General features: G+C 70.3%; 27 protein-coding genes and 1 pseudogene. 16 read left to right on the top strand and 12 right to left on the bottom strand.

Features of this window, described 5'->3' with window-relative positions:
- Nucleotides 1–43: 43 nt before the first annotated feature.
- Nucleotides 44–811 (bottom strand): SIMPL domain-containing protein, encoded by a 768-nt coding sequence (locus tag KY462_10685; protein MBW3578184.1) that lies wholly within the window; start codon nt 809–811, stop codon nt 44–46.
- Between the two features lie 88 nt (nt 812–899).
- Complete coding sequence (locus KY462_10680) at nt 900–1,451, bottom strand: transglycosylase family protein (protein MBW3578183.1); 552 nt, start codon at nt 1,449–1,451, stop codon at nt 900–902.
- 312 nt (nt 1,452–1,763) lie between these two features.
- On the opposite strand from KY462_10680, the gene KY462_10675 reads away from it, so the two are divergent.
- Nucleotides 1,764–2,546, top strand: a complete 783-nt coding sequence (locus KY462_10675; protein MBW3578182.1) for a hypothetical protein — start codon at nt 1,764–1,766, stop codon at nt 2,544–2,546.
- A gap of 3 nt (nt 2,547–2,549) precedes the next feature.
- Nucleotides 2,550–3,263, top strand: coding sequence for a metal-dependent hydrolase (locus KY462_10670; GenBank protein ID MBW3578181.1), 714 nt, complete (start codon nt 2,550–2,552; stop codon nt 3,261–3,263).
- 4 nt (nt 3,264–3,267) lie between these two features.
- Here KY462_10670 and solA read toward each other — a convergent pair whose 3' ends face one another.
- Nucleotides 3,268–4,365 (bottom strand): N-methyl-L-tryptophan oxidase, encoded by a 1,098-nt coding sequence (gene solA, locus KY462_10665; GenBank protein ID MBW3578180.1) that lies wholly within the window; start codon nt 4,363–4,365, stop codon nt 3,268–3,270.
- Between the two features lie 125 nt (nt 4,366–4,490).
- Entirely contained in the window at nt 4,491–4,724 is a 234-nt protein-coding gene (locus tag KY462_10660; GenBank protein ID MBW3578179.1) for a hypothetical protein, read from the bottom strand.
- Between the two features lie 153 nt (nt 4,725–4,877).
- On the opposite strand from KY462_10660, the gene KY462_10655 reads away from it, so the two are divergent.
- Both KY462_10655 and KY462_10650 read left to right on the top strand, forming a co-directional pair.
- Nucleotides 4,878–6,161 (top strand): cell wall-binding repeat-containing protein, encoded by a 1,284-nt coding sequence (locus KY462_10655; GenBank protein ID MBW3578178.1) that lies wholly within the window; start codon nt 4,878–4,880, stop codon nt 6,159–6,161.
- Complete coding sequence (locus KY462_10650) at nt 6,158–6,388, top strand: hypothetical protein (protein MBW3578177.1); 231 nt, start codon at nt 6,158–6,160, stop codon at nt 6,386–6,388. The genes KY462_10655 and KY462_10650 overlap by 4 nt, the downstream gene beginning before the upstream one ends.
- Nucleotides 6,389–6,391: 3 nt before the next feature.
- Here KY462_10650 and KY462_10645 read toward each other — a convergent pair whose 3' ends face one another.
- The gene (locus KY462_10645; GenBank protein MBW3578176.1) at nt 6,392–6,982 is read right to left on the bottom strand and encodes an HD domain-containing protein; all 591 of its coding nucleotides are present in this window, start codon (nt 6,980–6,982) and stop codon (nt 6,392–6,394) included.
- Nucleotides 6,983–7,227: 245 nt separating this feature from the next.
- Here KY462_10645 and KY462_10640 point away from each other — a divergent pair, with 245 nt between their 5' ends.
- Together KY462_10640 and KY462_10635 are read left to right on the top strand one after the other, a co-directional pair.
- Entirely contained in the window at nt 7,228–9,099 is a 1,872-nt protein-coding gene (locus tag KY462_10640) for an AAA family ATPase (protein MBW3578175.1), read from the top strand.
- A gap of 174 nt (nt 9,100–9,273) precedes the next feature.
- The gene (locus KY462_10635; GenBank protein MBW3578174.1) at nt 9,274–10,428 is read left to right on the top strand and encodes a sigma-70 family RNA polymerase sigma factor; all 1,155 of its coding nucleotides are present in this window, start codon (nt 9,274–9,276) and stop codon (nt 10,426–10,428) included.
- A gap of 111 nt (nt 10,429–10,539) precedes the next feature.
- Here the strand turns inward: KY462_10635 and KY462_10630 are convergent, their stop codons facing one another.
- From KY462_10630 to KY462_10615, 4 genes are all read right to left on the bottom strand, one after another.
- A complete protein-coding gene (locus KY462_10630; protein MBW3578173.1) occupies nt 10,540–10,941 on the bottom strand; it encodes a PPOX class F420-dependent oxidoreductase in 402 nt (133 codons plus the stop codon).
- A 152-nt stretch (nt 10,942–11,093) separates the two neighbouring features.
- A complete protein-coding gene (locus KY462_10625) occupies nt 11,094–11,825 on the bottom strand; it encodes a hypothetical protein (GenBank protein MBW3578172.1) in 732 nt (243 codons plus the stop codon).
- An 8-nt stretch (nt 11,826–11,833) separates the two neighbouring features.
- Nucleotides 11,834–12,469 (bottom strand): protein-L-isoaspartate(D-aspartate) O-methyltransferase, encoded by a 636-nt coding sequence (locus KY462_10620; protein ID MBW3578171.1) that lies wholly within the window; start codon nt 12,467–12,469, stop codon nt 11,834–11,836.
- A 60-nt stretch (nt 12,470–12,529) separates the two neighbouring features.
- Nucleotides 12,530–12,970 (bottom strand): dual specificity protein phosphatase family protein, encoded by a 441-nt coding sequence (locus KY462_10615; GenBank protein ID MBW3578170.1) that lies wholly within the window; start codon nt 12,968–12,970, stop codon nt 12,530–12,532.
- Between the two features lie 83 nt (nt 12,971–13,053).
- Between KY462_10615 and KY462_10610 the strand changes: the two genes are divergently transcribed.
- The 4 genes from KY462_10610 (at nt 13,054) to KY462_10595 (ending at nt 16,177) form a co-directional block, all read left to right on the top strand.
- Nucleotides 13,054–13,551, top strand: a complete 498-nt coding sequence (locus KY462_10610; protein ID MBW3578169.1) for a hypothetical protein — start codon at nt 13,054–13,056, stop codon at nt 13,549–13,551.
- A 174-nt stretch (nt 13,552–13,725) separates the two neighbouring features.
- Nucleotides 13,726–14,832, top strand: coding sequence for a L,D-transpeptidase/peptidoglycan binding protein (locus KY462_10605; GenBank protein ID MBW3578168.1), 1,107 nt, complete (start codon nt 13,726–13,728; stop codon nt 14,830–14,832).
- Between the two features lie 512 nt (nt 14,833–15,344).
- Nucleotides 15,345–15,905, top strand: a complete 561-nt coding sequence (locus tag KY462_10600; protein MBW3578167.1) for a sigma-70 family RNA polymerase sigma factor — start codon at nt 15,345–15,347, stop codon at nt 15,903–15,905.
- Nucleotides 15,902–16,177, top strand: coding sequence for a zf-HC2 domain-containing protein (locus tag KY462_10595; GenBank protein ID MBW3578166.1), 276 nt, complete (start codon nt 15,902–15,904; stop codon nt 16,175–16,177). The genes KY462_10600 and KY462_10595 overlap by 4 nt, the downstream gene beginning before the upstream one ends.
- A gap of 16 nt (nt 16,178–16,193) precedes the next feature.
- Here the strand turns inward: KY462_10595 and KY462_10590 are convergent, their stop codons facing one another.
- Together KY462_10590 and KY462_10585 are read right to left on the bottom strand one after the other, a co-directional pair.
- Nucleotides 16,194–16,994: a DUF427 domain-containing protein gene (locus tag KY462_10590; GenBank protein ID MBW3578165.1), complete on the bottom strand. Its 801-nt coding sequence runs from the start codon at nt 16,992–16,994 to the stop codon at nt 16,194–16,196.
- An 89-nt stretch (nt 16,995–17,083) separates the two neighbouring features.
- Nucleotides 17,084–18,052, bottom strand: a pseudogene (locus tag KY462_10585) (quinone oxidoreductase).
- Nucleotides 18,053–18,187: 135 nt separating this feature from the next.
- Between KY462_10585 and KY462_10580 the strand changes: the two are divergent.
- Genes KY462_10580 through KY462_10560 form a run of 5 tightly spaced genes read left to right on the top strand, consistent with a single transcriptional unit; the run spans nt 18,188 to nt 23,431 of the window.
- Complete coding sequence (locus KY462_10580) at nt 18,188–19,597, top strand: extracellular solute-binding protein (GenBank protein MBW3578164.1); 1,410 nt, start codon at nt 18,188–18,190, stop codon at nt 19,595–19,597.
- Between the two features lie 6 nt (nt 19,598–19,603).
- Nucleotides 19,604–20,650, top strand: coding sequence for an ABC transporter ATP-binding protein (locus tag KY462_10575; GenBank protein MBW3578163.1), 1,047 nt, complete (start codon nt 19,604–19,606; stop codon nt 20,648–20,650).
- A 9-nt stretch (nt 20,651–20,659) separates the two neighbouring features.
- Nucleotides 20,660–21,589, top strand: a complete 930-nt coding sequence (locus tag KY462_10570) for a sugar ABC transporter permease (protein MBW3578162.1) — start codon at nt 20,660–20,662, stop codon at nt 21,587–21,589.
- Nucleotides 21,589–22,485, top strand: a complete 897-nt coding sequence (locus KY462_10565) for a carbohydrate ABC transporter permease (protein MBW3578161.1) — start codon at nt 21,589–21,591, stop codon at nt 22,483–22,485. Before KY462_10570 ends, KY462_10565 begins: the two co-directional genes overlap by 1 nt.
- 1 nt (nt 22,486) lies before the next feature.
- Nucleotides 22,487–23,431, top strand: coding sequence for an ADP-ribosylglycohydrolase family protein (locus tag KY462_10560; protein ID MBW3578160.1), 945 nt, complete (start codon nt 22,487–22,489; stop codon nt 23,429–23,431).
- Between the two features lie 14 nt (nt 23,432–23,445).
- On the opposite strand, the gene KY462_10555 is transcribed toward KY462_10560, so the two are convergent.
- Complete coding sequence (locus KY462_10555) at nt 23,446–23,631, bottom strand: hypothetical protein (protein MBW3578159.1); 186 nt, start codon at nt 23,629–23,631, stop codon at nt 23,446–23,448.
- Between the two features lie 530 nt (nt 23,632–24,161).
- Between KY462_10555 and KY462_10550 the strand changes: the two genes are divergently transcribed.
- The coding region (locus KY462_10550) for an IS110 family transposase (GenBank protein ID MBW3578158.1) at nt 24,162–24,471 on the top strand (310 nt) is incomplete at its 3' end.

The following is a 24,471-nucleotide window of genomic DNA, read 5'->3' as shown; positions in this document are numbered from 1 at the left end:
CGAATCCGGCCGTCGGCGCGTCCCGCGCCGCTGCTGCGCGTGATCACTCCAGCGACCAGACTGCCGTCACGTGGACGGCGACCTCCTGCTCGCCGGGCCGGATCGGGACCGCCCCTGCGTCTTGGGCGCGGTCAAGGACATGCTTCGGCGGTGGTTGGTCACCGCCCAGCTGCTCGGAGACGCCGACCAGCCGCCCGAGGCTGCGTTCGGCGAGCTGCGCGTACTGCTCGGCCTTCGCTCGTGCGTCACCGAAGGCGGCGTCGCGCGCCGCACGCAGCAGCTCGTCGTTGTCCTCGAGCGTGAACCGCATCCCGTGGACCCGGACGGCGTCGCCGGCGGCCTCGACCGCGGCCTGCAGAACCTCGCCGGCGCGGTCGAGGTCGCGCAGCTTGACCTCGACGAGGTTGGTCACGGCGTACCCGCGGACGGTCGGGGCACCGTCGCGGGGATGATCCATCCGCGGACGCACCGAGAACTCGGTCGTCTGGATGTCGGACTCCTCGACGCCGCTGTCGCCGAGCGCGGACAGGACCTGGTCGACCGCGGCGTTGGCCGCGTCGAGCGCTTCCTGGACCGTGTCGCGCTCGACCTCCACACCGACCGTGGCACGCAACGTGTCGGGGCGGCCGGTGATGCGCCCGACGCCGGTCACGGTCACGCCCTCGGCGATCACCGCCGCGTTCGGGCCGCGTTGGGCTGCCGCCACCTCGGCGGGCGCGCCGGCTGCGCCGGTTGCTCCGCCCTGGCCGTCACACGCGGCGGCCAACAGGGTGACCAGTGCCGCGGCTGCCATGACGATCCGTGATCGCACCTCGCCTCCTGCAATCGTGGTCCATGGTGTGAGACGCGGAGCGCGGGCGTACCGTTCCACGCGCAGGGCGGTGGGGGAGGAGTGCGCTTCAGCGCACCCCGATCTGGCGGCTGCACACCGGCCACGCCTCCCAGCCCTGCCGGGCCAGGACACGCTTGGCGACGGCGATCTGCTGCTGACGTGAGGCGTTGTACGCGGCATCGGGATACCCGGACGGCTTGAACCGTTCCCAGGTCTGCGGGTGGAACTGCAAGCCGCCCTCGAACATTCCACGGGTGCTCGACCATCTCCCGCTCGACTCGCACTGCGCGAGCCGATCCCACAGCGACCCGGACGAAGCGCGGGACCTGGCTACGGGCTCGGGCCGAACGGCGATCCGCTGCAGCTTGGCGTCCGCCGCCGGGTCACCGTCGACACCCACGGGGCCGCTCGGCTCGGTGGGCGGCGCGTCGATCAGCTCGTCGACCGATGCGGCCTGGGCTGCGCGCACCAGCGCCGGCGGGCCGGCAACCGGATCCTGCGTCGGGACGGCCGCCGGCGTGTCGTCCGTGTCGCGGCCGAGGAACAGCAGCGCTGCCGCCACGGTCACAGCCACCACGGCGAGGACGGCCACCACTCGACGTGGCAGATGAGGGCTCATCGTCAATGTCGCTCCTTGGCGGCTTCTGCGCGGGCGGCTCCATCCGCAGCGGCGCGGACTGCGCGTGCGGTGGCGGCGGCGTTTTGGACGTGCGTCGTCAGGCTTGGTGTCGCAGCCGTTCCCGCAGCGCCCCGTCGCCGTGGAAAGGTTCGCCCCGCGAGATCAGTGTGAGGTCTGCGACGATGACCGGCAACCGGTTTAGGGGTCCACACGGGCGTGTCGCGCCCGACCGTGCGTCCCTGGCGAACGGTCGGGTCGGTGGCGGGAACCGGGGCGCGGGGCTGGCGAAGGTGGAGACGAGCAGGAGGGCTCATGCCAAGCCGGCAGGACACGATCGACACCCTTCTGTCGCGCCACGGGCGCTTGTTCGCCGAGGACCTGGCGATCGACATCGAGCGCGGAACGCCCTCCCCGCTGTTCCAGCTGCTCGTCGCCTCGATCCTGTTCGGCGCGCGCATCAACACCACGATCGCGGCGGAGGCCACCAGCGCCGTGTTCCGCGTCGGGTGGACCACACCAGCCAAGCTCGCGCACTCGACCTGGAAGCAGCGGGTGGATGTGCTGAACTCCGCTGGCTACCCGCGGTACGACGACGCAGCAGCGATCCTCGGCGACGCGGTCGGGGACCTGCTCGCCAACTACGGTGGCGACCTGCGCCAGCTCCGCCTGCGGGCCCAACGCGCTCCTGCCCGCGAACGCCAGCTGCTGAAGGAGTTCAACGGGCTTGACGACGCCGGCGTGGACTTCTTCCACCGCGAGGTGCAGCTGCTGTGGGACGAGCTGTTCCCGTTCGCCGACCAGCAGGCACTGGAGGTGGCTGGCGAGCTCGGCCTCGGCAGGTCGGTCGATGATCTGCGCGCCGTGGTCGACGACGCCGATCTCCCGCGGTTGTGCGCGGCCCTGGTCCGCGCCCGCGACGCCGGCGACCTGGACGCGATCCGCGCCGGCAACGACGCGGAGGACGCCCACGAGGTGGCGACGCTGCTCCAGGAACGCAAGACCGACCTGTACGATCGCGCCCGCGCTCTGCGCATCTCCGGCCGGTCGAAGATGGACAAGCAGGAACTCGCCGAGGCGATCGCCCGCCGGCACTGAGCGGTGGACCTGCGCGGCGTCGAGCTGACCTGGCTGGGTCACGCCACGTTCCGGTTCCGCACCGGCGACGGCACCACCGTGTACATCGATCCCTGGCTGCGCGACAACCCCGGGTGCCCACCCGGTGAGCGCGACCCCACCCGGATCGACGCCGTGTTCGTCACCCACGGCCACTTCGACCACCTCGGCGACACGGTGACGTTGGGCTGGCGCTACCGGCCACAGATCTACTGCGTGTACGAGACGTTCCTGTGGTTGTCCCGCCAAGGGGTGCCGCACGTCAACGGCCTGACACACGGCGGCACGGTCGAGGGCCCCGGTGGGGTGCGGGGCACGCTCGTCCGTGCCGTGCACTCCGGGGGGATCCAGCTCCCCGACGACCGGGTCGTGTACGGCGGCGAGCCCGGTGGGTGGGTGCTGGAGTTCCCCGAGGGCCTGCGCGTGTACCACGCCGGCGACACCATGGTGTTCGGCGACATGCGCCTGATCGGCGAACTGTGGCGCCCGCACGTCGCACTCCTGCCGATCGGCGGTTTCTACGTGATGGATCCCCGCCAGGCCGCCCACGCCAGCCGACTCCTGCAGGTCCCGACGGTCATCCCGATGCACTACGGCCACTTTCCCATGTTCACCGGCACGCCCCAGGCGTTCCGCCGCCAGGCCAGCGACCTCGACGTCGAGATCGTCGAACTGGAGCCCGGCGTGCCGGTGCGGTGAGCGTTTAGCGCGGCGCGTCGATCAGCCGCCCGGGGCGGAAGTGGTCGAGATCGAAGCCGGTCTCCCCGTCGACGACCAGGTCGGCGAGGATCTCGCCCACCGCGGAAGCGAACTTGAACCCGTGGCCGGAGAACCCCCCCGCCACGATCAACCCGTCCACGTCGGGATGGGGCCCGATCGCGAAGTGCCGGTCGTGGGTGTTGGTGTACAGGCAGACCTGCGCGTCGGCGACGTCACCGAGCGCAGGGACGCGGTCGCGGGCGGCCCCGGCCAGGCGCTGCAGCTCGTCGTCGTGCACCTCTCGTGACAGCGCGTCAGGGTCGCCGGTCTCGCCACCGTGGTGGAACGCGACCTTGACCCCATCGCCGTGCAGATCCGGGAGGCCGTACAGGGCGACGTCATCTTCACGGTCGATGATGAAGACGGGCAATCTCCCGCCGCTGAACAAGTGACGATCGCCGCGTGGCCGCAGCCAGGCCACGTACTGACGTTCCACGGTCATCGGGAGGCGTCCACCGGTGAGCTGCGGGATCCACGGTCCCGCCGTCAGCACCACGTTGCGGGCGTGGTAGCTCCCGCTGGCGGTGGTGACGACCAGGCCCTCCGGATGCGGTCGCCATCCGCTGACCGGCTCGCCGGTGCGCAGGACCGCGCCGTTGCGGTCGGCGAGCTGCAGGTGCGCCGCGACGCAGAGCTCGGGGACGAGCACGCCGGCCTGGGCCTCGTAGAGCGCGAGCTCGTCGGGGACGATCCGCAGCTGCGGGAACCGGCGCGTCGCATCCTCGGCGTCGAGCACTTGATGGTCCACGCCATGCGTCTCGGCGCTCATGCGTGCCGCCTCCACCCGGTCGGAGTCCGCACGCCCGATCAACAGCCCGCCGGTGATCGTCACGAGCGGCGAGCCGGACCGGCGTTCCAGCTCCCGCCACAGCTCGTAGGCGCGGACGACGATCGGGACGTAGCTGGGCCCCTCGAAGTAGGCTCGGCGGATGATCCGGCTACGGCCGTGAGACGAGCCGTGGACGTGCGGCTGCCCGAACCGGTCGAGTCCCAGGACCTTCTGCCCGCGCCGCGCCAGGTGGTAGGTCGCTGCGGATCCCATGCCCCCGAGCCCCACCACGATCGCGTCGTACGCGCTCACCGGTTGGTGACCCCCGGTTCCTCGGGCGTCTCGCCTTCGCCTGACAGACAGGGCCTCGTCGGTGAAGGTCGGTCAGGGCCGTGCGGCTACACCCGGTCGGCGACGTCCGAGACCCCGGACTCACGCGCGCAGTGGGCGCAGCAGTAGAACTGCCCGTCCGCCTCCACCCCGTGGCCGACCACGCGGCAGCCGCAGTGCTCACACGAGGGAGCCATCGCGTGGATGGCACACTCGAAGCAGTCGAAGGTATGCACCGCTCCGGCGGCGTGCACCTCGAAGGCCTTGTCGTAGTCGTTGCCGCAGACCTCGCACCGCGCCATGTCCACCTCTCCCGAAAGCCCACCCTTTGACATAGCGGCGGGCAACCCAGGTGGCAACCGACGGATGGTCACGTGGCCGTCACGCGCCAACAACGGTGGCTCTACGATCGCCGCTGTCGACAGCGGGGCCTTTTGGAACGTCACTGGTGCGGGTTGGCGATCATCCTGCTGCTGGTCGTGTTGGGGGCTGCGACGCAGCCCACCCCGACCGCCCTGGCGCACGACCCACACAGGCGGGCCCTGCCCGCTGCGGACAACATCGACGCGGCGATCGAAGTCATCCGACTGGGGTTCGCCGCGGGGACGGCGCGCGAGGTCCTGCTTGGTCGCAACGACCTGTTCGGCGACAGTCTCGCTGCTGGGTCCGCCACCGGCCGCCCGATCGTGCTCACCCGACGCGATGTCCTGGATCGGCGCACCGCCGCCGAACTCGAACGCCTCGGCGCCGAACAGGTCACGATCCTGGGTGGGACGGATGCGATCGGCGCACCGGTCGAGGCGGAGCTGATCGCACGCGGTTACGCCGTCCGCCGGATCGGGGGCGCCACCCGGATCCAGACGGCGGTGGGCGTCGCGCGCCACTACCACCCGGACGCGGCTGGCGTCCCGGTCGTGATCGCCCGGGCCGCCGGCGATGGCACGCAGGCCTTCGCCGACGCTGTGGGAGGGTCCGCGCTCGCACATCACCTCGCCGCCCCGGTCGTGCTGACCCCGTCGCAGGACCTGCACGACGATGTGGCCGCCTACCTGGTCGACACCGGTGCCCGCGAGGTGATCGTCGCAGGGGGGACCGCTGCGGTCTCGGCAGGCGTCGAGCACGAGCTCCGCGCGCTGGGGATCACGGTCCGGCGCGCCGCCGGCCGCACCCGCACCGGCACAGCGGTCGAGCAGGATCAGCGACGGGGGTTCGCGGTCGCGGCCGACGCCCGCTCCGTCCTGCTCATCGACGGCTATGACCCGGACGCGTGGGTCTCGGGGTTCGCTGCCGGGGCGTGGGCGGCGTCCCAGAAGGTTGCGATCGTGCTCGCCGACGGCGCCGACCTCGACCGCGACACCAGCGATTTCCTGGCCGATGCGCCGGACACCGATCTGGTCTGCGCCGCGCACGTGGTGGTGTCCGCCTGCGTGGCCGCCGAGCGGGCGATGCACCTGCCGGCCTTCGCGACGACCGGCGGGGTGGTGCTCCGCCTGCCGTCGCCTGCCGTCGACGTGATCGGGTTCCACGAGTCCAACCACGACGGGGCGCGGCAGCTCGAGGTCGTCTCGACCGGCGCCCCGACGGTCACGCTGCCGAGCCGAGGTCGCGGGACGGGGTCACGCTCCGCGGCCGATGTGGTGTCCCACCCCGACCTCGCGGTCCGCGCACCGGTCACCGGTCGGGTGCTCCGTGCGGGACCTACGTGCTGTACTGCCGCGATCACGACGACTTCGCGGTGATCGAACCCGACGACCACCCCGGGTGGGAGGTCAAGGTCCTGCACATCGACGGCGTCAAGGTCCAGCGCGGCGACCGCGTGACCGCAGCCTCGACCGTGTTAGCTGATCGCCCCACGCGGCTGCCGTTCCCCTCCCAGATCGACGAGCACTCGACCCGCGACTGGCCCCACGTTCACCTCGAGGTCGTCGACCCGTCCATCCGTGATCGCCCTGGCGACGGCTGCTGACGGTCAGCGACCGCCGGCCGCCTCCTCCATTGCGGTGACCGTCTCGTTCAGCTCGCGGACCAGCGGCCCGCCGGCCACGTCGGCGAGCCGATCCGCCAGCTGGCGGTAGTACCACAGCTGGCCATCACGGCCGTGCTCCAGCCGGTCCCAGACCGCGTCGCCGTCGATGCGCAGGTCCCGCAGGATCGCCGCGGCGTTGTGCAGCTTCTCCGCCGCGGAGATGCGCAACGTCGATACCGGTGTCGTATCGAGGTGGTCGAGGTACCGCTGCTTCCGCTCCTTCCACTGGCCGCGCTCGCCGCTGTAGGGGTCGTAGTCGGTGCAGGCCAGTACCAGGTCGCCGACCAGCTCGCCGAACTCCTCGACGATGCGGCGGTGCACCTGCCGGGCGGTTTCCGCGTCCTGGGCATGCTCGACCGTGTCGTGCAGCACTGCCGCGATCGCCTCGTCCTCGTCGCCACCGTCCTCCAGCACCAGCGCGGCGACACCGAGCGGATGGGCGAGGTAGGGCACGTGCGTGCCCTTGCGGGCCTCACCATCGTGCACCGAGTGTGCGACCGTGACCGCCTCGACGAAGCGGTCGGTCAGCGAGATCGGGTCGTCGTCGGCCACATCGACTCCTGTCACCGGGGCGTCGCTGTCTCGCGCGGCAGCGCGCGCCCGCGTCTGGCGGATGCTCAGTGGTCTGCAAGTTGACGGCGCGGACGCGCTCAACCGCGACCGTAACGACGTGGCCCCGAGCTCGCCCGCCGTCGACACGGTCGGTCGGCTCCACCGCCGCGTCGCCAGCCCCGGCCGGTGTACCGTCGTTGCTTCCCACGACCGATCCGGGAGGCCGGTTGAACCACGACGTCCGCGCGATCGCCATCCGCGAGGAACAGCGTCACGTGGATCGCGCGTACGCCCGCTTGGAGGAGCTCCGACGCCGGGCGGAGCGGCGGCGGCAGCAGGCGTTGGCCGCTCCCGTCGTGACCCACGCCGACCTGGTCGACCGCGACGCCGCTGCCTTCCAGGCCGCGGCCCGCGTGACCTCGCTCAGCATCGGAGACACCGAGCCGCTTGTGTTCGGCCGCCTCGACCGCGACGATGGCGAGACCTACCACGTCGGGCGGGTATCGGTCCTATCGCAGGACTACGAGCCGCTGGTGGTCGACTGGCGGTCCGACGTCGCGGCCGCCTTCTACCGCGCCACCCTCGCCGACCCGCAAGGGGTGCGACGTCGTCGCATCATCCACTGCCGCGGCCGGACCGTCCTCACGGTCGAGGATCAGCTGCTCGGGGGCGACGGGGACGCCCGCATCGACCTCGTCGGTGACGCGGCCCTGATGGCCGCGTTGACCCGGGACCGCTCGGATCGGATGCGCGACATCGTCGCCACGATCCAGCGCGAACAGGACGAGATCATCCGGCAGCCCGCACGCGGAGTGGTCGTCGTCAGTGGCGGCCCGGGCACCGGCAAGACCGTGGTGGCTCTGCACCGGGTCGCCTACCTGCTGTACCGGCACCGGGAACGCCTGGAGCGCCGCGGTGTCCTGATCGTGGGGCCCACCCGTGCCTTCGCTGACTACATCGCCAGCGTCCTGCCGTCACTCGGTGAGACCACCGCGGTCCTGCAGCCGCTGGGGGCGTTCGTGCCTGGCCTGGTCACCGACCGCCACGATCAGCGTGATGTCGCAGCCATCAAGGGGGATCCCAGGATGGGGGAGGTGATGCGCCGCTACGCCGCCCGACTCCCACGGGGCGCGTCGTGGCGAGGGGCCTTCGACCGGCTGCGCAGCGGCGAGGTGGACGTCTCTGGGCTGGCGGGTGGGGTGCTCACCGCCGAGCAGGCGCGGACGGTTGCCGCCGCCTGGCGTGGCGACCACGCCGCCGGACGGTTGCCCTCGGTGGACGACGTGGCCCTTATCGACGAGCTGCGTGTCAACCTCGGCTCGTTCGGCGTGTCAGGTCCGCCCGCCGCCGACGGCGCAGACGAGCCCGCTGTCACCACGTTCGCGGACCGCTCGGTCCGCGTCGACCCCGGCGAGCTGATCAACGCGCCGGACTACAGCGAGTTCGGCCACGTCGTCGTCGACGAGGCCCAGGACCTGTCGTTCATGCAGTGGCGGATGGTCGCTCGCCGCGGTCACCGGGCCACCTGGACGGTCGTGGGCGACCTGGCCCAGCGCTCGACCCTGGCCGGACCGTCCACGTGGATCGACGTGGGGCGACTGGTGGGACGGCGCGAGGTCGAGGTGGCACGCTTGACGGTGAACTACCGCACGTCCGCGCGGATCATGGACCTCGCCGCCCGGCTGCTGATGGTCACCGCACCCGACCAGCGACCCCCGCGGTCGGTTCGCATCGGCGAGCACGACCCCTCGATCATCACCGGGTTGTCCGACCTCGCCGACGCCGCGGCCGGCGAGGCGAGACGTGCCCGCGAGGCCGTCACCGGAACCGTCGCCGTCGTCGCTGCCGGCGCGGTGCTCCCCGAGTTGGCCCAGCGCCTGGTCGACGATGATGTGCGGGTGTTCGATCCGTGGACGGTGAAGGGCCTGGAGTTCGACGCGGTCGTGGTCACCGACCCCGACGCTATCGTGGCCACCGCCGGATACGGCAGCCTCTACGTCGCCCTCACCCGCGCCACCGACCGGCTCTCGGTCGTCACGGCCGGTCAGGACCTACCGGGCCCCCTCGCCGGTTCCGACGCCGTCCACGCCGCCGGCTGAGTAGCCGTCGGCTGTTCGCACGGCGCGGCGACGCACCCGTCCGTTCGTACGGGAAGGGTCACGGCGCCCCCCGCGTTGTTCAGGTGTGAGGCGCAGTCCGGCCGTGCGGGCTGTCGTTACCGTTGAACTACCCACGCCCGGATCTTTCTCTCCCTATGCCGAAAAGGAGCCCATGTGACCATCAGTGAGCTTGCTACCAGCGACACGCTGACCGATGTGCTCGAGCGTGCCGGTGAGCGAGGCTACCTGCTGGTCTCCGAGCTCGAGCGGATCGAGGACCCGCTCGCTGACGAGGAGACCTCGGTCGGCGACGTCCTCGACCGTGCGCGTGAGCGCGATATCCCGATCATCGACGACACGTCCGCCGACTCCGACGCCGAGCGGCAGGTCCGTCAGCTGACGCACACCACCGACTCCGTGCGCCAGTACCTCAACCTGGCTGGCCGCACGGAACTTCTCGACGCCGAGCGCGAGCAGGACCTCACGAAGCGGTACCGGGCCGGGCTCGCCGCGAAGCGGATGCTGGAGGACGACGAGCAGACGATGTCGCCGCGTCGGCGCGCCACGCTGCGGCGGATCGCCCGTGGCGGCGAACGCGCACAGGAGCACATGGTCCGGGCCAACCTGCGGCTGGTCGTCGCGCAAGCCAAGCGCTGGCTGGGCCGCGGCCTGGACATGCTCGAGCTGATCCAGGAGGGCAACCTCGGCCTGATGCGTGCCGTCGAGAAGTTCGACCACACCAAGGGCTACAAGTTCTCCACCTACGCGGTGTGGTGGATCCGTCAGGCCCTGCAGCGGGGCGTGTCCGGAAAGGCGACCACGATCCGTGTTCCGGCCCACGTGTGGGAGCTGTCGGCGAAGATTACGCGGACCGAGATCGACCTGCGTCAGGAGCTCGGTCGTGATCCCACCGACGCGGAGATCGCCGAGGCCGTCGAGCTCACCGTGGAGCGCATCCACGAGGTCCGTGACGCCCTGGAGCGCACGGCGTCGCTCGACGCCCCGGTCGGTGAGGACGGCGACGCGAGCATGGGCGACCTGATCGCTGACCAAGAGGCGATCAGCCCCGAGCAGTCGGCCTGGTCCCACGACGCCCGCCGCCAGATCGAGCGGGCCCTGTCCAGCCTCGACGAGCGTGAACGGCGCATCATCATGCTGCGCTTCGGTTTCGTCGACGGCCAGGAGCGCACGTTGGCCGAGATCGGGGATGATTTCGGCATGAGCCGTGAACGGATCCGCCAGCTCGAGAAGCTCGCGCTCGCCAAGCTCCGTCACCCGGCAGCCGACTACGACCTCACCGGCCTCCACGGCGAATTGGTCGCTGCGTAGCCACGACCACGCGGCCCGACCGGCCCCCGCAGGGCCGACCGGAAAGTCGCGTGGTCGGTGTGTGAGAGTTGTTGGCTCTCACCGTGGATACAGCCGATCCACCGCAGGTGATCAGCCCATGGTGGCGGCGTGTTCAGGTTCGATCCTGATGATCACCCGCTCAGCGTCCGGCTGCTTGTTGGGGTACTCGTCCTCGCCCAGGTACTTGCCCGCGAGGAAGTCGATGAACTTCTTATGGGGGTCGTCTTCGATCGCGGCGACTTCACCGCGAATCTCGAGGTAGCGGTAGGGGTTGTCGGGATCGAGGATCGAGACGGCAACCCGCGGGTGGCGGCTGACGTTGCGGAACTTCTGCCGCGACTTCGTCGTGCTGAAGCACAGTTGTCCGTCCTGGAAGTCGTACCACACCGGGTGCGACTGCGGGTTGCCATCCGGGCCGAGCGACGCGACGTGGGCGAAGCCGGCCTTGTCGAGCAGATCACGGTGGCTGGATGGGATGACGTCGGCGGGCATAGCGTCCTCCTGGTCGTAGGCTGTGTCCTTCGTGACCAGGGTGGCTGATCGGCCGTTGCGACGCAGCGGCGGACGCCCCACGTCCGTGCACCTCCAAGACCGGGTGATGTCCATCTGGACACGCGTGACCGACGGCCGCGCGCTCCCCCGTCTCAGGTCCACGCTCCGTCACGGAGCGGCGTGGGCGGATGCTCCCGACGGTCGAGGTCGAGCTGACGCATCAGGTCGGCGGCGTCGTCCGGGTGCAGCGCCGGCGTGCCGTTGACGTCGACGTCCTCGCGCGCCCCGATCAGGACGAACTCGGCACCCTCGTGGTCGAGGAACGCCGGCGGGTCGGCTGCCAGCCAGCGACGGCCGTCGAAGCGTTCGTGCAGGTCGGGCGGGAGGTCCGCGCGGGCGTCGGGCGGCAGGCCAGCGCCGGGCGGAGCACCCACGTCGGGGTTCTTCACCGCCAGCACGAACCGTGCCTCCGGCGCGATCCGCAGGACCTGCTGCACGTCACCGGGCTGGTCGGGGGAGTCGAGCTGGTAGGCGACGAACGTGTCACGTCCGCGCCGCACCAGGGCGTACACACCCTGACCGGCGGGCCGAGCGCCCGGCTGATGACGTCGGCCAACAGTGGCCGTGTCGTACTCGGCAGGACCGAGCGCATCCCGCAGCCCGTCGGCGTCGTCGGTCACCTCCTTGACGAAGCCCCACAGCCGCTCCGTGTCGCCGATCTCGGGCAGACGCTTGCGTCCCACCACCACCAACCGGAAGGTGTCGCGTCCACGCGGGTGCAGCACGACGAAGAAGTCCTGGACGTCGACGAGGCCCTGGGGATGCTCCTCCTCGACCACGGGCTTGTACAGGAAGTGGATGTCACCGGTCTCCAGGGTGTCCATGGTGCTCCTCAGGTCGGGAAACCGTGCCGGCCATGCAACGGAACGAAGTGGGCGCCGATCACCGAGCGCTGCGCAACCAGGCCGTCGTGGTCGCGGACGAACAGGGTCACGTCCTCGGCGCCTCCGGGGCCGACGGGCTGGACCAGCGTTCCGCCGACCCGCAGCTGCTCGATCAGCGGCGGAGGGACCTGCGGGTAGGCGGCTGCGACCACGATCGCGTCGTACGGGGCCTGTTCCGCCAGGCCCTGGCTCCCGTCGCCCACGACCACCTCGACGTGGTCGACGTCGGCGGCGGCGAGGTTGGCGCGGGCCTGCTCGGCGAGATCCTCGAACCGCTCGACGCTCCAAACCTCGGCGGCGAGCTGCGCCAGGACGGCCGCCTGGTAGCCCAGGCCCGTCCCGACCTCCAAAACCCGCTCGGAGCCCGACAGCTGCAGGGCTTCGACCATCGCGGCCACCAGCGACGGCTGGGTCGTCACCTGGTCGTGGCCGATCGGGAGTGGACGGTCTATGTAGGCGCGGTCGAGACGGTCGTCAGGGACGAAGTGGTGTCGCGGTACGGACCGCAACGCCTCCAGGACACGTTCGTCACGAACGCCGCTTGCGATCGCGGCGCGCACCAGCTGCTCAGTCGAGGATGCCACGACGCGAGTATGGCCCCCACGAACAGATGTTCGCCACCGGACGAGTGGGCAGGGCGCCGGCTACGACCGCTCGCGCGGCCGTTCCTTCAGCAGCCAGCTCTCGAACTCGGGGTTCGACAGCGCGCTCGGGATGGCCCTGCGCACCGCGCCGATCGCCTGCTGCGGTGAGCGGCCCCGCTCGATCAGCGTGCGTGCGACGACCAGACCGGAGCGGTTGTTCCCAGCCGCGCAGTGGATCAGCACCCTCCGGTCCTCGTCGAGCAGCCGCGAGATGAACGTGGCCAGCGACCGCACCATCCGCGCGTCGGGCATCGGGCCGTCATGGATCGGCCACCACATCGAGATGAACTGTTCGGCCTGCGGCTGGTCCGGGAGGTAGCTGGGCGGCCGCATCTGTAGGTTCATCACCACGTCGGCGTCGACCTGCCCGGGCGTCCCGGACTGGTACAAGCCCGGGACGATCTCGAACGGTGGCTCGTCCATGGTCGGGAGGCTACCCATAACAGCCGCTCCGCCAACGCAGCCGACGGCGGCCGTCCGCGGCGGCGAAGCCACACAGACGATCTCGATCGACGGAGTGCCACATGGACGACTTCCAAGACGCGCTACGCGCGAGGCTGGAGCGGAACGTCGAGCTGGAACAGGAGCGCCAGGACGCCGAACAGCAACAGCTCCGTGACGAGCGCGGACGGGCCGAGCGAGAGGCGAGCCGCGCGGAGGCCCGCAGTCAAGCCCGTGGCAGGCGGCACGCCGAGCTGGTCGAGCGCCTGCAAGCGTTGCTCGGCCAGCTCGAGGCCGAGGCAGCGGAGTCGGTGGTGTCTCGCTCCGGCTGGAGCGAGTCGGGCGAGGAGTTCGTCTCAGAGGTCACCACGGTCCGGCGCACACCGCGCAGGACGTTGCTCATCGAACTCGACCGAGATGACGACGAGGTGCTCGCCCGCTGGACCAGCGAGGTCGGCGACTCGATCGAGATGTGGCGACTGCTGGACTTCAGCCCACAGCTGCTGGACGAGTTGGTGCTCCAGGTCGTCGATGACGAGCTGTGGCACTCGGCGAGCCGTCCCCCCGCGTTCCCCAGCTGAGCACGGCGCGGGGCGCCGGGGCCCGCCGAGGGCGATATCTGACGGACGGCACTGTCCGCTCGATGGTCCCGCCGGACAAGAGCGCGAAGTTGAAAGGCGTACGGTCGAAGCGAGACTGACCCGAAGCGAGCTGACCCGAAGACGGATCAGCCAGGCATCGATGTGAGGGGGCCCATGACGTCGTCGGTGTCCTGGACGTCACGTCAGCGCGGGGATCCCGGCAGTTGGTGGGCGGCCGTCACGGCGCTCGCGGCCGCCGCGGTCCTGATCCTGGGGTCGGGCACGGCCGCCGTCGCGCTCGACATGGCCGACTACCGCCGCACGTGGCAGGACCGGGCACTGCCCGGTGCGGAGATCAACGGCGTGGACGTGGGTGGTATGACCGTCGACGAGGCCACCGCAGCCGTCGACGCGGTCCTGGCGTCGCGTCTCGACCGCCGCATCACGCTGCGGTTCGAGGACCGCACGTGGGAGACGACACCCCGGGAGCTGGGTGTGAGCACCACGGCTGGTGACGTCGCCGAAGCCGCCGTCAACACGTCACGGAACGTGTCGTGGACGACGCTGGCCGAGGTTCGCTGGCGCGGCGACACGGTGCCGTTCACCGGCGACGCCACGCTGCAGTACCCGACGGCGAAGGCACGTGACCTCGTCGCCCGGATCGCTGACGAGCTTCACCTCGAACCGGTCGACGCCCAACTGGCCTACGACCGCGCCCGACCCACGATCGTCCCCGAGCAGCCCGGCCGCACCGTGAACCAGGGGGCGACGATCGAGGGTCTCATGCACGCGGTGACCCAGGCGGGTTCACCTGAGGGGCTGGCGACCAGCGTCGACGTGGCCACCGTGGCCGTGCAGCCCGACAAGACCACGGCTGCGTACCGCCGCATCCTGTTCCTCCGGCAGAGCGACCACCAGCTCGACCTGTGGGTCGACGGGCGGCGTGTGCGCTCCTACGTGGTGGCGGTCGGGACGGGGAACTACCCCACGCCGACCGGCATCCACCATGTGACGCTAAAGCGCCCGAACCCGGTGTGGACCAACCCCGCCCCCAACGGCTGGGGTCGCGGGCTACCACGGCGGATCGAACCAGGACCCAACAATCCGCTCGGGCTGCGGGCGCTCAACTGGGATGCAGCCGGCATCCGCTTCCACGGGACCGCCAACGTCGATTCGCTCGGCCGCGATGCGTCCCACGGCTGCGTTCGCCTGTCCAACGACGACATCATCGAACTGTTCGACCTGGTGGAGGTCGGCGACCACATCGTCTCGGTCCGCTGAGCGCTGGGTCCCCATCCGACAGATCGTGAGTCGCCGGCGGAGACGCCGTGACGTGGCCGTGTGTGGCGACCAGCCACGCCAGGTCATACGGATGGGGTTCGGGGGCGGATCGGACCGGTGAACTCGCCGGCGCGAACGACGGCCCGCATCTCATTGAGCGCCGTGATGTCGGCAGCCAGGGCCCGTGCGGCGGCGCGCTCCATGCCGTTCCAGGAGGGTCGCGTCGTCAGCGGAGGTCATCGCTCCCACGGGATCGGTGCTGGCGTCGAGCCCCAGGTGCAGGCGCGTGTCGATGAAGCCGGGCGCCTTGTCCAGCCCCTTCGGGTCGCGCCCCGCCGCGACCGCCAGACGAGCGGCGCATGGAAGACTCCGGCGTGGCGATCGGGTTGCCACCTTGAGAGACCAGGGAAGGGCCGGCACATGACGGCGGCGGCAGGTGACGGGGCGAACTGTCCCGCGATCGGTCGACCAGCGATGCGACGCACCATGCGGGCAGCCCGCGGATGGCTCTGATGGATCCGGAGCCGACGACCTCGACCGAACGCGACGACGCCTTCCGCGCCTACGTCGTCCCCGAGCTGGAGGTGATGCTGCGGGTCGCGCGCCGGTTGACCGGCGACCCGCATGCCGCGGAGGACCTCGTGCAGGATGCTCTGGTCCGTGCGTACCGCGCCGTGGACCGCTTCGACGGTCGTCATCCGCGCGCGTGGCTGCTCACCATCCTGCGCAACACCTGGAAGAACCAGCTGCGCCGGCGTCGTCCGGTGATCTCTGAGTTCTCCGAGAACATCCTCGGCAGGACCCGGGCGCGGGGCGCGGACGGGCGCACCGGCCCAGAGGAGCACGTCCTGGCCGATGCGCTCGATCCCGCGGTCGCCGACGCTCTGCGGTCGCTGTCCGACAAGCACCGCGCGGTCGTCGTCCTGGTCGGCATCGACGGGTTGACGTACCGGGAGGCCGCCGATGCACTGGGCATCCCGGCCGGGACGGTGATGAGCCGGCTGCATCGGGCGAGGAAGAACATGCGCGATGAGCTGCGCGGATCCGGTCACGTACGGGGAGGACGTCGATGAGGTGGGTGTTCCCGCGGCGGCGCCGCGACGACACGCTCGACTGCGGAGAGGTCGCCCGGGTGCTGCAGAGCTACCTCGACGGTGAACTGACGCTGACCACGGCGCGCGAGGTCGCCGACCACCTGGAGCACTGCCGCCGCTGTGGCATGGAGGCCGACACCTACCGGGACCTCAAGCAGCGCCTGTCACGGTTCGCCGACCCCGTCGACCAGGTGGCCCTCGAGCGGCTCCGGCGCTTCGTCGACGAACTGGCGGGCCACCGGGCGTCCTGACGGGGCAGGTCCGGCCTCACGCAACCGGCTCACCGTCGACCTCCACCAGGACGCGGTCGTGCTCCTGGGGCAAGCACAACATGTCGGCGATCGGGTCGCCATCGTGCAGCGGCTGACGGTAGGACCAGACCAGGTCGTCGATCAGGCCGCCACCGGCCCGAACCGACCAGTAGGACGCGAGTCCCTTGTACTGGCACCGGGTGCGGGTGTCGCTCTCGACCAGCAGATCGGTGCGCACGTCGTCTGCGGGAAGGTAGTAGCGGGGCCGGGCGCCGGTCTCCACCAACAGCCGCGGTCGACGCGACTCGGCGACGAGCTCGTTGGCGACCTCCACACGGACGTGACGCGAGCTGCGCAGCACGTCGACGCGGTGATAGGGGTCGCGGGGTTCGAGGAAGACCTGCTCGTCCTCCTCGAACCAGGCATCCATCTCGTCCCATTCCAACGTGACGTGGCCGGCGAGGAACGCGGCCGCCGGCGCCGGGTCGGCGTAGGACCAGGCCGCTCGTCTCGCCACCCGCTCACCGACGACGACGTCGTAGGCAGCCGCCGTCCCCTTCTGGTTCGTGCCTCCGCGCACGCCCGCCGCGCGCAGGACACCAGGGCGAACGTCGCCCTGCGGGAAGTAGTACGCAGCGACCTGACCGGTCTCGTGCAGCACCTTCACGTTGCGGCTGTCTGCCACCGTCTCACCGTGGAACACGACCCGGACCCGCTTGGGCGTGTCCTCGAAGTACAGCACGTGTCGCGGCAACGTTGCGTTGGACACCCCCCGTGGGTGGTCCCCGAACGGACCGGAGCGGAACGCGAGCGACATGTGACGGCCTCCTTGGCGTCGCAGTGATCCCGGTCGCCTTCGGACGTGCGCCGTCCGCGGCCCGACGACGTGCGGGTGCGACGCACCTGTCAGGGCACCAGCAGGACCTTGCCCTTGGTGTTGCGGCCCTGGATGTAGCGGTGCGCCTCGGCCGCCTCGGCCAGCGGGAAGGTGCGGTCGACGCGCACGTGGAGCTCACCGGCCACCATCGACGCGAACAGATCGCCGGAGCGCCACTCGAGCTCCTCACGGCGAGCCACGTAGTGGGTCAGGCTCGGTCGGGTGAGAAACAGCGACCCCTTGCCGTTGAGCACCTGCGGATCGAACGGCTCCACCGCCCCACTCGACTGGCCGAACAGCACCAGGTAGCCGCGTGGCCGTAGACAGTCCAGGCTCTGGGCGAACGTGTCGCGCCCGACCGAGTCGTACACCACGTCGACGCCGGCTCCGTCGGTCAGGTCCTGGACCGCCTCGACCAGGTCCACCTCGGTGTAGCGCACGACCTGGTCGCACCCCAGATCCCGGGCCAGGGACTCCTTCTCCTAGGTCGACACGGTCCCGATCACGCGCGCGCCCCGCCGGGCGGCCAGCTGCACCAGCAGGTGGCCGACCCCTCCGGCTGCGGCCAACACCAACGCCGTGTCGCCGTCGTCGACCACGTAGGTGCTGTGCGTCAGGTAGTGCGCGGTCATGCCCTGCAGCATCACGGCCGCGGCGGTGCGCAGGTCGATCTCGTCGGGGACGGTGACCAGCCGGTCGGCGGGGACCACGGCGTACTCGGCGTACGCCCCGCGCACCCCCGTGTAAGCCACCCGGTCGCCCTCGCGCACGCCGTCGACGCCGTCCCCGACGGCGTCGACCACACCAGCGGCTTCCACGCCCAGGATGGCCGGGAGCTCCAGGCCGTACGCGCCGCTGCGCAGGTAGGTGTCGATGAAGTTGAGTCCGGCCGCCTCGATCCGGACGCGGACCTGGTCGGGGCCGGGAGCGGGTGTGTCGAGCTCCTCGGTGCCCAAAACGTCTGGACCACCTGTTGTCTGGATCGTCACGGCCTGCATCGTCACCGTCCTCTCGCTGCGACGCTCGTCCCACGCTACGTCAGACGGGACTACCGTTGTCGACACACTGGCGCCGTTGCTCGCCGCCGGGTCGCCACGGCGACGGCGTGGCAGGCGGGACCACAAGGAGGAGCCATGGCGGGCCATCCGGGGTTCAGCATCACGCGGCGGAGTTTCGTGAAGGGTGTCGGGTTTGCCACGCTGGCGGCTGCGTGCGGCGGTGGCGGCGAGCAGAGAGCCAGCCAGACTCCGACGGACACGCCGACCGAGACGTACACCGAGCCCACGACGACGCTGTCAGGAGAACTCAGGATCCTGCTGTGGAGCCACTTCGTCCCGGCGCACGACGACTGGTTCGATCCGTTCGCCAAGGAGTGGGGGAACGAGGTCGGCGTCAACGTCACCGTCGACCACATCAACGTGGCCGACATCCCAACCCGGATCTCGGCGGAGATCGCCGCTGGTGGGGGCCACGACCTGATCCAGTACATCGCCCCGCTGTCGCAGTTCGAACCCAGCGTCGTCGACCTGACCGACGTGACCGAGGAGGCGGTGAACCGGTTCGGCGAACAGCTGGACCTGTGCCGCAAGTCGAGCTTCAACCCCAACACCGAGAAGTTCTACGCCTACAGCCCCGGGTGGGTGCCCGACCCCGGTGACTACCGCAGGAGCTTGTGGGAGCAGGTGGGCCTGGCCGACGGGCCGACGACGTGGGACGAGCTGCGTGAGGGCGGGGCGGAGATCAAGAACAGGCTCAACGTGCAGCTCGGCATCGGGATGTCGCAGGAGATCGACTCGAACATGGCGGCCCGGGCGCTGCTGTGGTCGTTCGGCGGTTCGGTGCAGGACGAGAACGAGAACGTGGTGATCAACTCCGACGAGACGATCGCCGCCGTGGAGTTCATGCGCAACCTGTACGAGCAGGCCATGACCGACGAGGTCTTCGCGTGGAACGCCGCGTCGAACAATCAGGGGCTGATCGCCGGGGAGATGTCGTACATCCTCAACTCGATCTCGGCGTGGCGCACCGCCCAGGACGCCAACCCCGAGGTGGCCCGCGACGTGTTCTTCGTCCCCGCCCTGCAGGGGCCGGCAGCACAGCTCGCCGCGCAGCACGTGATGTACAACTGGATCGTTCCGTCGCACGCGCAGAACGTGGACGCCGCCAAGGAGTTCCTGCTGCACTACACCGCCAACTTCCACAGGGCCACCTTCGAGTCGAAGCTGTACGACTTCCCGGCGTTCCTCGAGCGTGTCCCGCAGCTCGACGAGTGGCTCAGCATCGACCCGTTCGGGGCGCAACCGACCGACAAGCTGGCGGTCCTCAAGGACGCGGTGGACTGGACCACGAACATCGGTCATCCCGGCCCGTCCAACACCGCGATCGGTGAGGTGTTCGGCACGTACATCCTGCCGAACATGATGGCCAAGGCCGCCCGCGGCGACCTGTCGCCTGCGGACGCCGTCGCCGACGCGGAGTCGCAGATCACGCCGATCTTCGACAAGTACCGTCAGCGAGGTCTGGTCGGCGGCGGAGGCGCCTGAGCGGATATGGCAGTCGTCGTCGAGGTCCGGGAGCTCAAGAAGCACTACCACGGCGGTGACGTCCATGCCGTCGACGGGGTGAACATCCGCACCGACGAGGGCGAGTACCTCGTCCTGCTCGGACCGTCCGGCTGCGGCAAGACCACGCTGCTGCGCACGATCGCGGGCCTCGAGCAGCCGACGCGAGGTGAGGTCCTGATCGGCGGGAACGTGGTCAACGGGCTTCCGCCCCGCGCCCGACAGATCGCGATGGTGTTCCAGAGCTACGCCCTGTATCCCCACAAGACCGTCCGTGACAACATCACCTTCCCGCTCAAAGCCGAGAAGCTCAACAGCAGGGAGCGGCGCCGGAAGGCCGAGTGGGCCGCGGAACTGCTCGGCATCGCCCACCTCCTCGACCGTCGGCCGCGTCACCTGTCCGGTGGCGAGCGGCAGCGGGTGGCCCTCGCGCGGGCGCTGGTCCGCGAGCCGAGCGTCTTCCTGTTGGACGAGCCGCTGTCCAACCTCGACGCCAAGCTCCGTGCCGTTGCCCGTGACGAGCTCAAGCAGTTCCAGGCTCGCATCGGGACGACCACGATCTACGTCACCCACGATCAGGTCGAGGCGATGGGGCTCGGCGACCGCATCGCGGTGATGTACGAGGGGAAGCTGTGCCAGGTGGGCCCGCCCACCGCGGTGTACGACGACCCGGCCGACACGTTCGTCGCGACGTTCCTGGGGTCGCCGCCGATGAACCTGGTGTCCCGCGACGACCACCTGCTGGGGTTCCGCCCCGAGACCTTCCTGCCCAACGACGCCGTCTCCGGCGACGGCAGCCGGGTCACCATGCCGTTTCACGTTCACCGCATCGAACACCTCAGCGGCGACCGGCACCTGTACGGCACCGTGACCGGGATCGGGGAGGAGACCCGGGTGATCGCCCGGCTGCCCGCCACCGTCACCACCACGATCCACGCCGGACAGACCTACCAGTTCGCGGTCCACGAGCGCGACCTCAGGTTCTTCGACCGCGACAGCGGCCAGCGCGCCCAGCCGCGCCCCGTCCGCGCCTGACGCCACCGCATGGTCGAGGCGACCTGGGAGCGCGCGGCGGGACACGCACGTGCCCGACGCTCGATCGCCGACCGCGACGACGTCCTGGGACCGCTGTTCCTCCTCCCAGCGGTGGTCTACATCATCGCTCTGGTCGCGATCCCGTTCCTCCTCGCGATCGGGTTCAGCTTCAGCGACGTCACCGTCGGTGATCCCAGCTTCGACTGGGTGGGGTGGGACAACTACCGGGCCATGGTCGGCGACCAGGTGTTCTGGCGGTCGCTGAAGAACACGCTGATCTTCACGTCGGTGTCGATGGCGCTGGTGGTGGTCCTCGCCAAGGCGCTGGCGATGATCCTGGTGGCCGACTTCCACGGGAAGTGGTTCGTGCGGTTCCTGGTGCTGCTGCCGTGGACCACGCCGGTGTCGCTGGCGGCGATCGCGTGGCTGTGGATGCTCGATTCGGTGTTCAGCCCGATCGACTGGGTGCTGCGCTGGGCCGGCGCGATCGAGTCGAACACGTTCTGGCTCGGCAAGCCGAACCTCGCCATGGCCTCGGTCATCGCCGTGCACACCTGGCGGATCGTGCCGTTGGCTGCGGTGATCATCATGGCGGGCCTGGTGGCGATCCCCGACGAGATCAACGACGCGGCGGCCATCGACGGCGCCGGCTTCTGGCGCAAGCTGTGGGAGGTGACGCTCCCACTGACCCTCCCCATCATCGCTGTCGCAGCACTGTTCGGGGCCATCCTGACGTTCACGGACATGGCGGTGGTGTTCGTCCTGACCCGTGGCGGTCCCACCCACGCCACCGAGGTGCTGGCCAGCTGGGCTTTCCGCAAGGGCGTCGAAGGTGGTGACCTGGCCCAGGGAGCCGCGGTCGCCCTGTTTCTGTTCCCGCTCCTGCTGGCGTCGGCGATCGCGATCCTGCGGGCGGTGCGCCGCATGGAGGTCATGTGATGGCCACCCTCGACATCCGAGACCCTCGCCAGGTCGAGCGCGCCCGCCGGCGCGCGGGTCGACGCGGAAGGCTGGGACGTACCGGGCTGTACGTGACGGCGGTGCTGGCAGCGTTGCTGGCCGCGGGCCCCTTTCTGTGGAGCCTGGTGACGATGTTCAAGCAGGACCGCGATCTGTACCGCAAGGCCAACAACCCGTTCGTCTTCAACGACCCACCCACGCTGGAGCACGTGAGCTACCTGTTCTCGCGGACCGCCTTCGACACGTTCGTGTGGAACACCGTGTGGGTGGGGCTCCTGGTCGTGCTGATCACCCTCGCGGTCAGCCTGCCCGCGGCCTACAGCCTCGCCCGGCTCGACATGCCGTGGGCCGGGCCGCTGGGGATCGCGATCTTCTTCGTCTACCTGATCCCCCCCACGCTGCTGTTCATCTCGCTCACCCGCGTGGTCGCGGAACTCGGGCTGCAGGACTCGACCTGGTCGCTGGTCGTGGTGTACCCAACCATCACGATCCCCGTCTCGGTGTGGCTGCTGATCGGGTTCTTGAAGTCCATCCCACGTGACGTCGAGGAACAGGCGATGGTGGACGGCTACAGCCGCGTCGGGGCGTTCGTCCGGACGGTGATCCCCTTGGCGTTCCCCGGGATCATCGCCGTGGTGGTGTTCGCGTTCACCCTCACCGCCCACGAGTTCATCTACGCTCTGGCGTTCGTGTCGCCGACCGCGGAGAAGACGATCAGCGTTGGCGTCCCCACCGCGCTCGTCCGCGGCGACGTGTTCTTCTGGCAATCGCTGCAAGCCGCAGCGGTCCTGGTCGCCGTCCCGATCGCGTTCGTGTTCAACCTGTTCCTCGAGCGCTTCATCGCGGGCTTCACGATGGGCGCGGTGAAGGGCTGACGTGCCGACCCGCGAGGAGATCGCCGCCGGCGCGCTGCTGGGCACGTTCGCCGGTGACGCCCTGGGGGCGCGGTGGGAGGGCAGCCGACCGGCGCCTGACCGGGCATCGCGTGACCGCCTGCAACGCTCGGAGGACGACGCGGAGCTGGTCTACACCGACGACACCCAGCTCACGTTGGCTCTGGCCGAGCACCTGTGCGACGCCCCCCACGTCGATGCCGAACGGCTGGCCGCGACCTTCCTCGCCCACTACCAGCCGTGGCGTGGGTACGGAGCAGGCATGCACGGGATCATCCAGGAGTGGCGGAAGGGGACTTCCGTCGAGGACGCCGCGACCGCGATCTTCCCCAGCGGCTCGTTCGGCAACGGCGCCGCGATGCGCGTCGCGCCGGTCGGCGTGCTGTGGGCCGACCACCCCGACACCCTCGAAGCGGTGGCCCGCCGCCAGGCGGGGGTGACCCACGTCCATACGCTGGGCATCGATGGGGCGGTCGTGCAGGCACGCGCGGTGGGGTTGGCCGCCGGCCGGGGCCGCTTCGGGGGCGCGGAGCTGGCGGAGCTGGCCGGGGTGGCATCCAGCGACGAGCTACGAACCGGCGTGGAGGCGGCCGCTGAACTGGTCGACGGCTGGTCAGCCGACGACGACCTGGAGTTCGCCGACGTCGCCAAGCGGCTGGGCAACACCGTGACCGCCCAACGCTCGGTTCCCGCAGCGCTGTGGGCTGCGGCCACCGCGGACGGGTTGCGAGACGGGGTCGAACTGGCGCTGGGCCTGGGTGGTGACGCCGACACGATCGCCGCGATGGCGGGGGCGGTGCTCGGCGCCGCCGGCGGCCTGCAGGCCATCCCCCCGGCGTGGCTGAGACGCCTCGAGGACGGTGAGCGGGGACGGAGCTACGCGCTGACGTTGGCTGGGCGCCTGGCCGCGGTCACGCCTTCGGTGTGAACGCGCCTGGAGACCTACAGGCTCGGCGGTTCCTCGGCCTGGACCTCCTCGAGGTGGTCGTCGAACTCCAGCTGCGCGTCGGCGTAGCCCTGATCGGGTTCGGGGTAGGCGGCCCCTTCCCACCCGCAGCTGCACCTGGCCAGGACGAAGACCTCCCCGTCGCGCAGATCCTCGCTGGGCCGGAACAGGTGCTCGGCCATCACGTCCCTCCGCGCGGCATCCTGGCACCGTAGCCGCGGCGAACGCGACCCGGTCGTTCGAGTTCCTCAACCGCTGGCGACCGTCGGTCGTCGACACCCCTCGCCGACCCGCGTCTCGACCTCAACATTGCGCACCAACGGGCGCAACGTCTCGGCGGTCATCACGACTTCTCCGGCTTCCGCGTACGGCGGACTGCGGGCCTACGGGCAATGTGCCGACACGGCCCCCGTTTGTGGGATTGCGCGAACTACCGCATTGTGGAGCGACGCGGGGGTTGCCATAGGCGCGACCGTGCGCGCGAAATCCCCTGATGGAGACTGGGGGGCAGGCGACGAGACGGTTGGCCTTCCGTAGCGTCGTTGGCCTCGGCGGGAACGCTCTGTAATCCCCTGTCGCCCTCGGGCTGACTTGAGAACGAGGTGCGCCCGTCGAGGCCGCCGCCGCGTGACTCAACAGAGGGATGTGCACGCTCACATCAGGACTGTCCGTAGCGGCTCCCTGCACGTCACCGACAGGAGGCCAGCACAGCATGGATGTCATCATCGGGATCGATCCGCACAAGAGCTCGCACACCGCCGTCGCGCTCGACACGGCCGGACAGCTACTCGCCGAGCTGCGAGTGGCCGCCAACAAGCACCAGGTCTTGCAGCTTCAGAGGTTCGCGGAGCCATGGCCCCAGCGACGGTGGGCAGTGGAGGGCGCCAACGGACTTGGCCGGCTGCTGGCTCAGCAGCTGATCGCCGCTGGCGAACAGGTCATCGATGTGCCCGCCACGCTCTCGGCTCGCGTCCGGCTTCTCTCGGGTGGCTCGGCACGCAAGTCCGACAGCCACGACGCCC

The sequence above is a fragment of the Actinomycetota bacterium genome, from assembly GCA_019347675.1.
In the GTDB taxonomy this organism is placed as follows: Bacteria; Actinomycetota; Nitriliruptoria; order Nitriliruptorales; family JAHWKO01; genus JAHWKW01.
The sequence above is the reverse complement of the archived record's forward strand: the minus strand, read 5'-3'. Positions and strand labels throughout refer to the sequence as shown.

Bases quoted from the DNA above. Each gene is read 5' to 3' on its own strand.
- KY462_10680 (MBW3578183.1), bottom strand. From the start codon at position 1,451: ATGAGCCCTCATCTGCCACGTCGAGTGGTGGCCGTCCTCGCCGTGGTG.
- KY462_10675 (MBW3578182.1), top strand. From the start codon at position 1,764: ATGCCAAGCCGGCAGGACACGATCGACACCCTTCTGTCGCGCCACGGG.
- solA (MBW3578180.1), bottom strand. From the start codon at position 4,365: ATGGGATCCGCAGCGACCTACCACCTGGCGCGGCGCGGGCAGAAGGTC.
- KY462_10660 (MBW3578179.1), bottom strand. From the start codon at position 4,724: ATGGCGCGGTGCGAGGTCTGCGGCAACGACTACGACAAGGCCTTCGAG.
- KY462_10630 (MBW3578173.1), bottom strand. From the start codon at position 10,941: ATGCCCGCCGACGTCATCCCATCCAGCCACCGTGATCTGCTCGACAAG.
- KY462_10625 (MBW3578172.1), bottom strand. From the start codon at position 11,825: ATGGACACCCTGGAGACCGGTGACATCCACTTCCTGTACAAGCCCGTG.
- KY462_10615 (MBW3578170.1), bottom strand. From the start codon at position 12,970: ATGGGTAGCCTCCCGACCATGGACGAGCCACCGTTCGAGATCGTCCCG.
- KY462_10610 (MBW3578169.1), top strand. From the start codon at position 13,054: ATGGACGACTTCCAAGACGCGCTACGCGCGAGGCTGGAGCGGAACGTC.
- KY462_10605 (MBW3578168.1), top strand. From the start codon at position 13,726: ATGACGTCGTCGGTGTCCTGGACGTCACGTCAGCGCGGGGATCCCGGC.
- KY462_10600 (MBW3578167.1), top strand. From the start codon at position 15,345: ATGGATCCGGAGCCGACGACCTCGACCGAACGCGACGACGCCTTCCGC.
- KY462_10595 (MBW3578166.1), top strand. From the start codon at position 15,902: ATGAGGTGGGTGTTCCCGCGGCGGCGCCGCGACGACACGCTCGACTGC.
- KY462_10590 (MBW3578165.1), bottom strand. From the start codon at position 16,994: ATGTCGCTCGCGTTCCGCTCCGGTCCGTTCGGGGACCACCCACGGGGG.
- KY462_10580 (MBW3578164.1), top strand. From the start codon at position 18,188: ATGGCGGGCCATCCGGGGTTCAGCATCACGCGGCGGAGTTTCGTGAAG.
- KY462_10575 (MBW3578163.1), top strand. From the start codon at position 19,604: ATGGCAGTCGTCGTCGAGGTCCGGGAGCTCAAGAAGCACTACCACGGC.
- KY462_10570 (MBW3578162.1), top strand. From the start codon at position 20,660: ATGGTCGAGGCGACCTGGGAGCGCGCGGCGGGACACGCACGTGCCCGA.
- KY462_10565 (MBW3578161.1), top strand. From the start codon at position 21,589: ATGGCCACCCTCGACATCCGAGACCCTCGCCAGGTCGAGCGCGCCCGC.
- KY462_10555 (MBW3578159.1), bottom strand. From the start codon at position 23,631: ATGGCCGAGCACCTGTTCCGGCCCAGCGAGGATCTGCGCGACGGGGAG.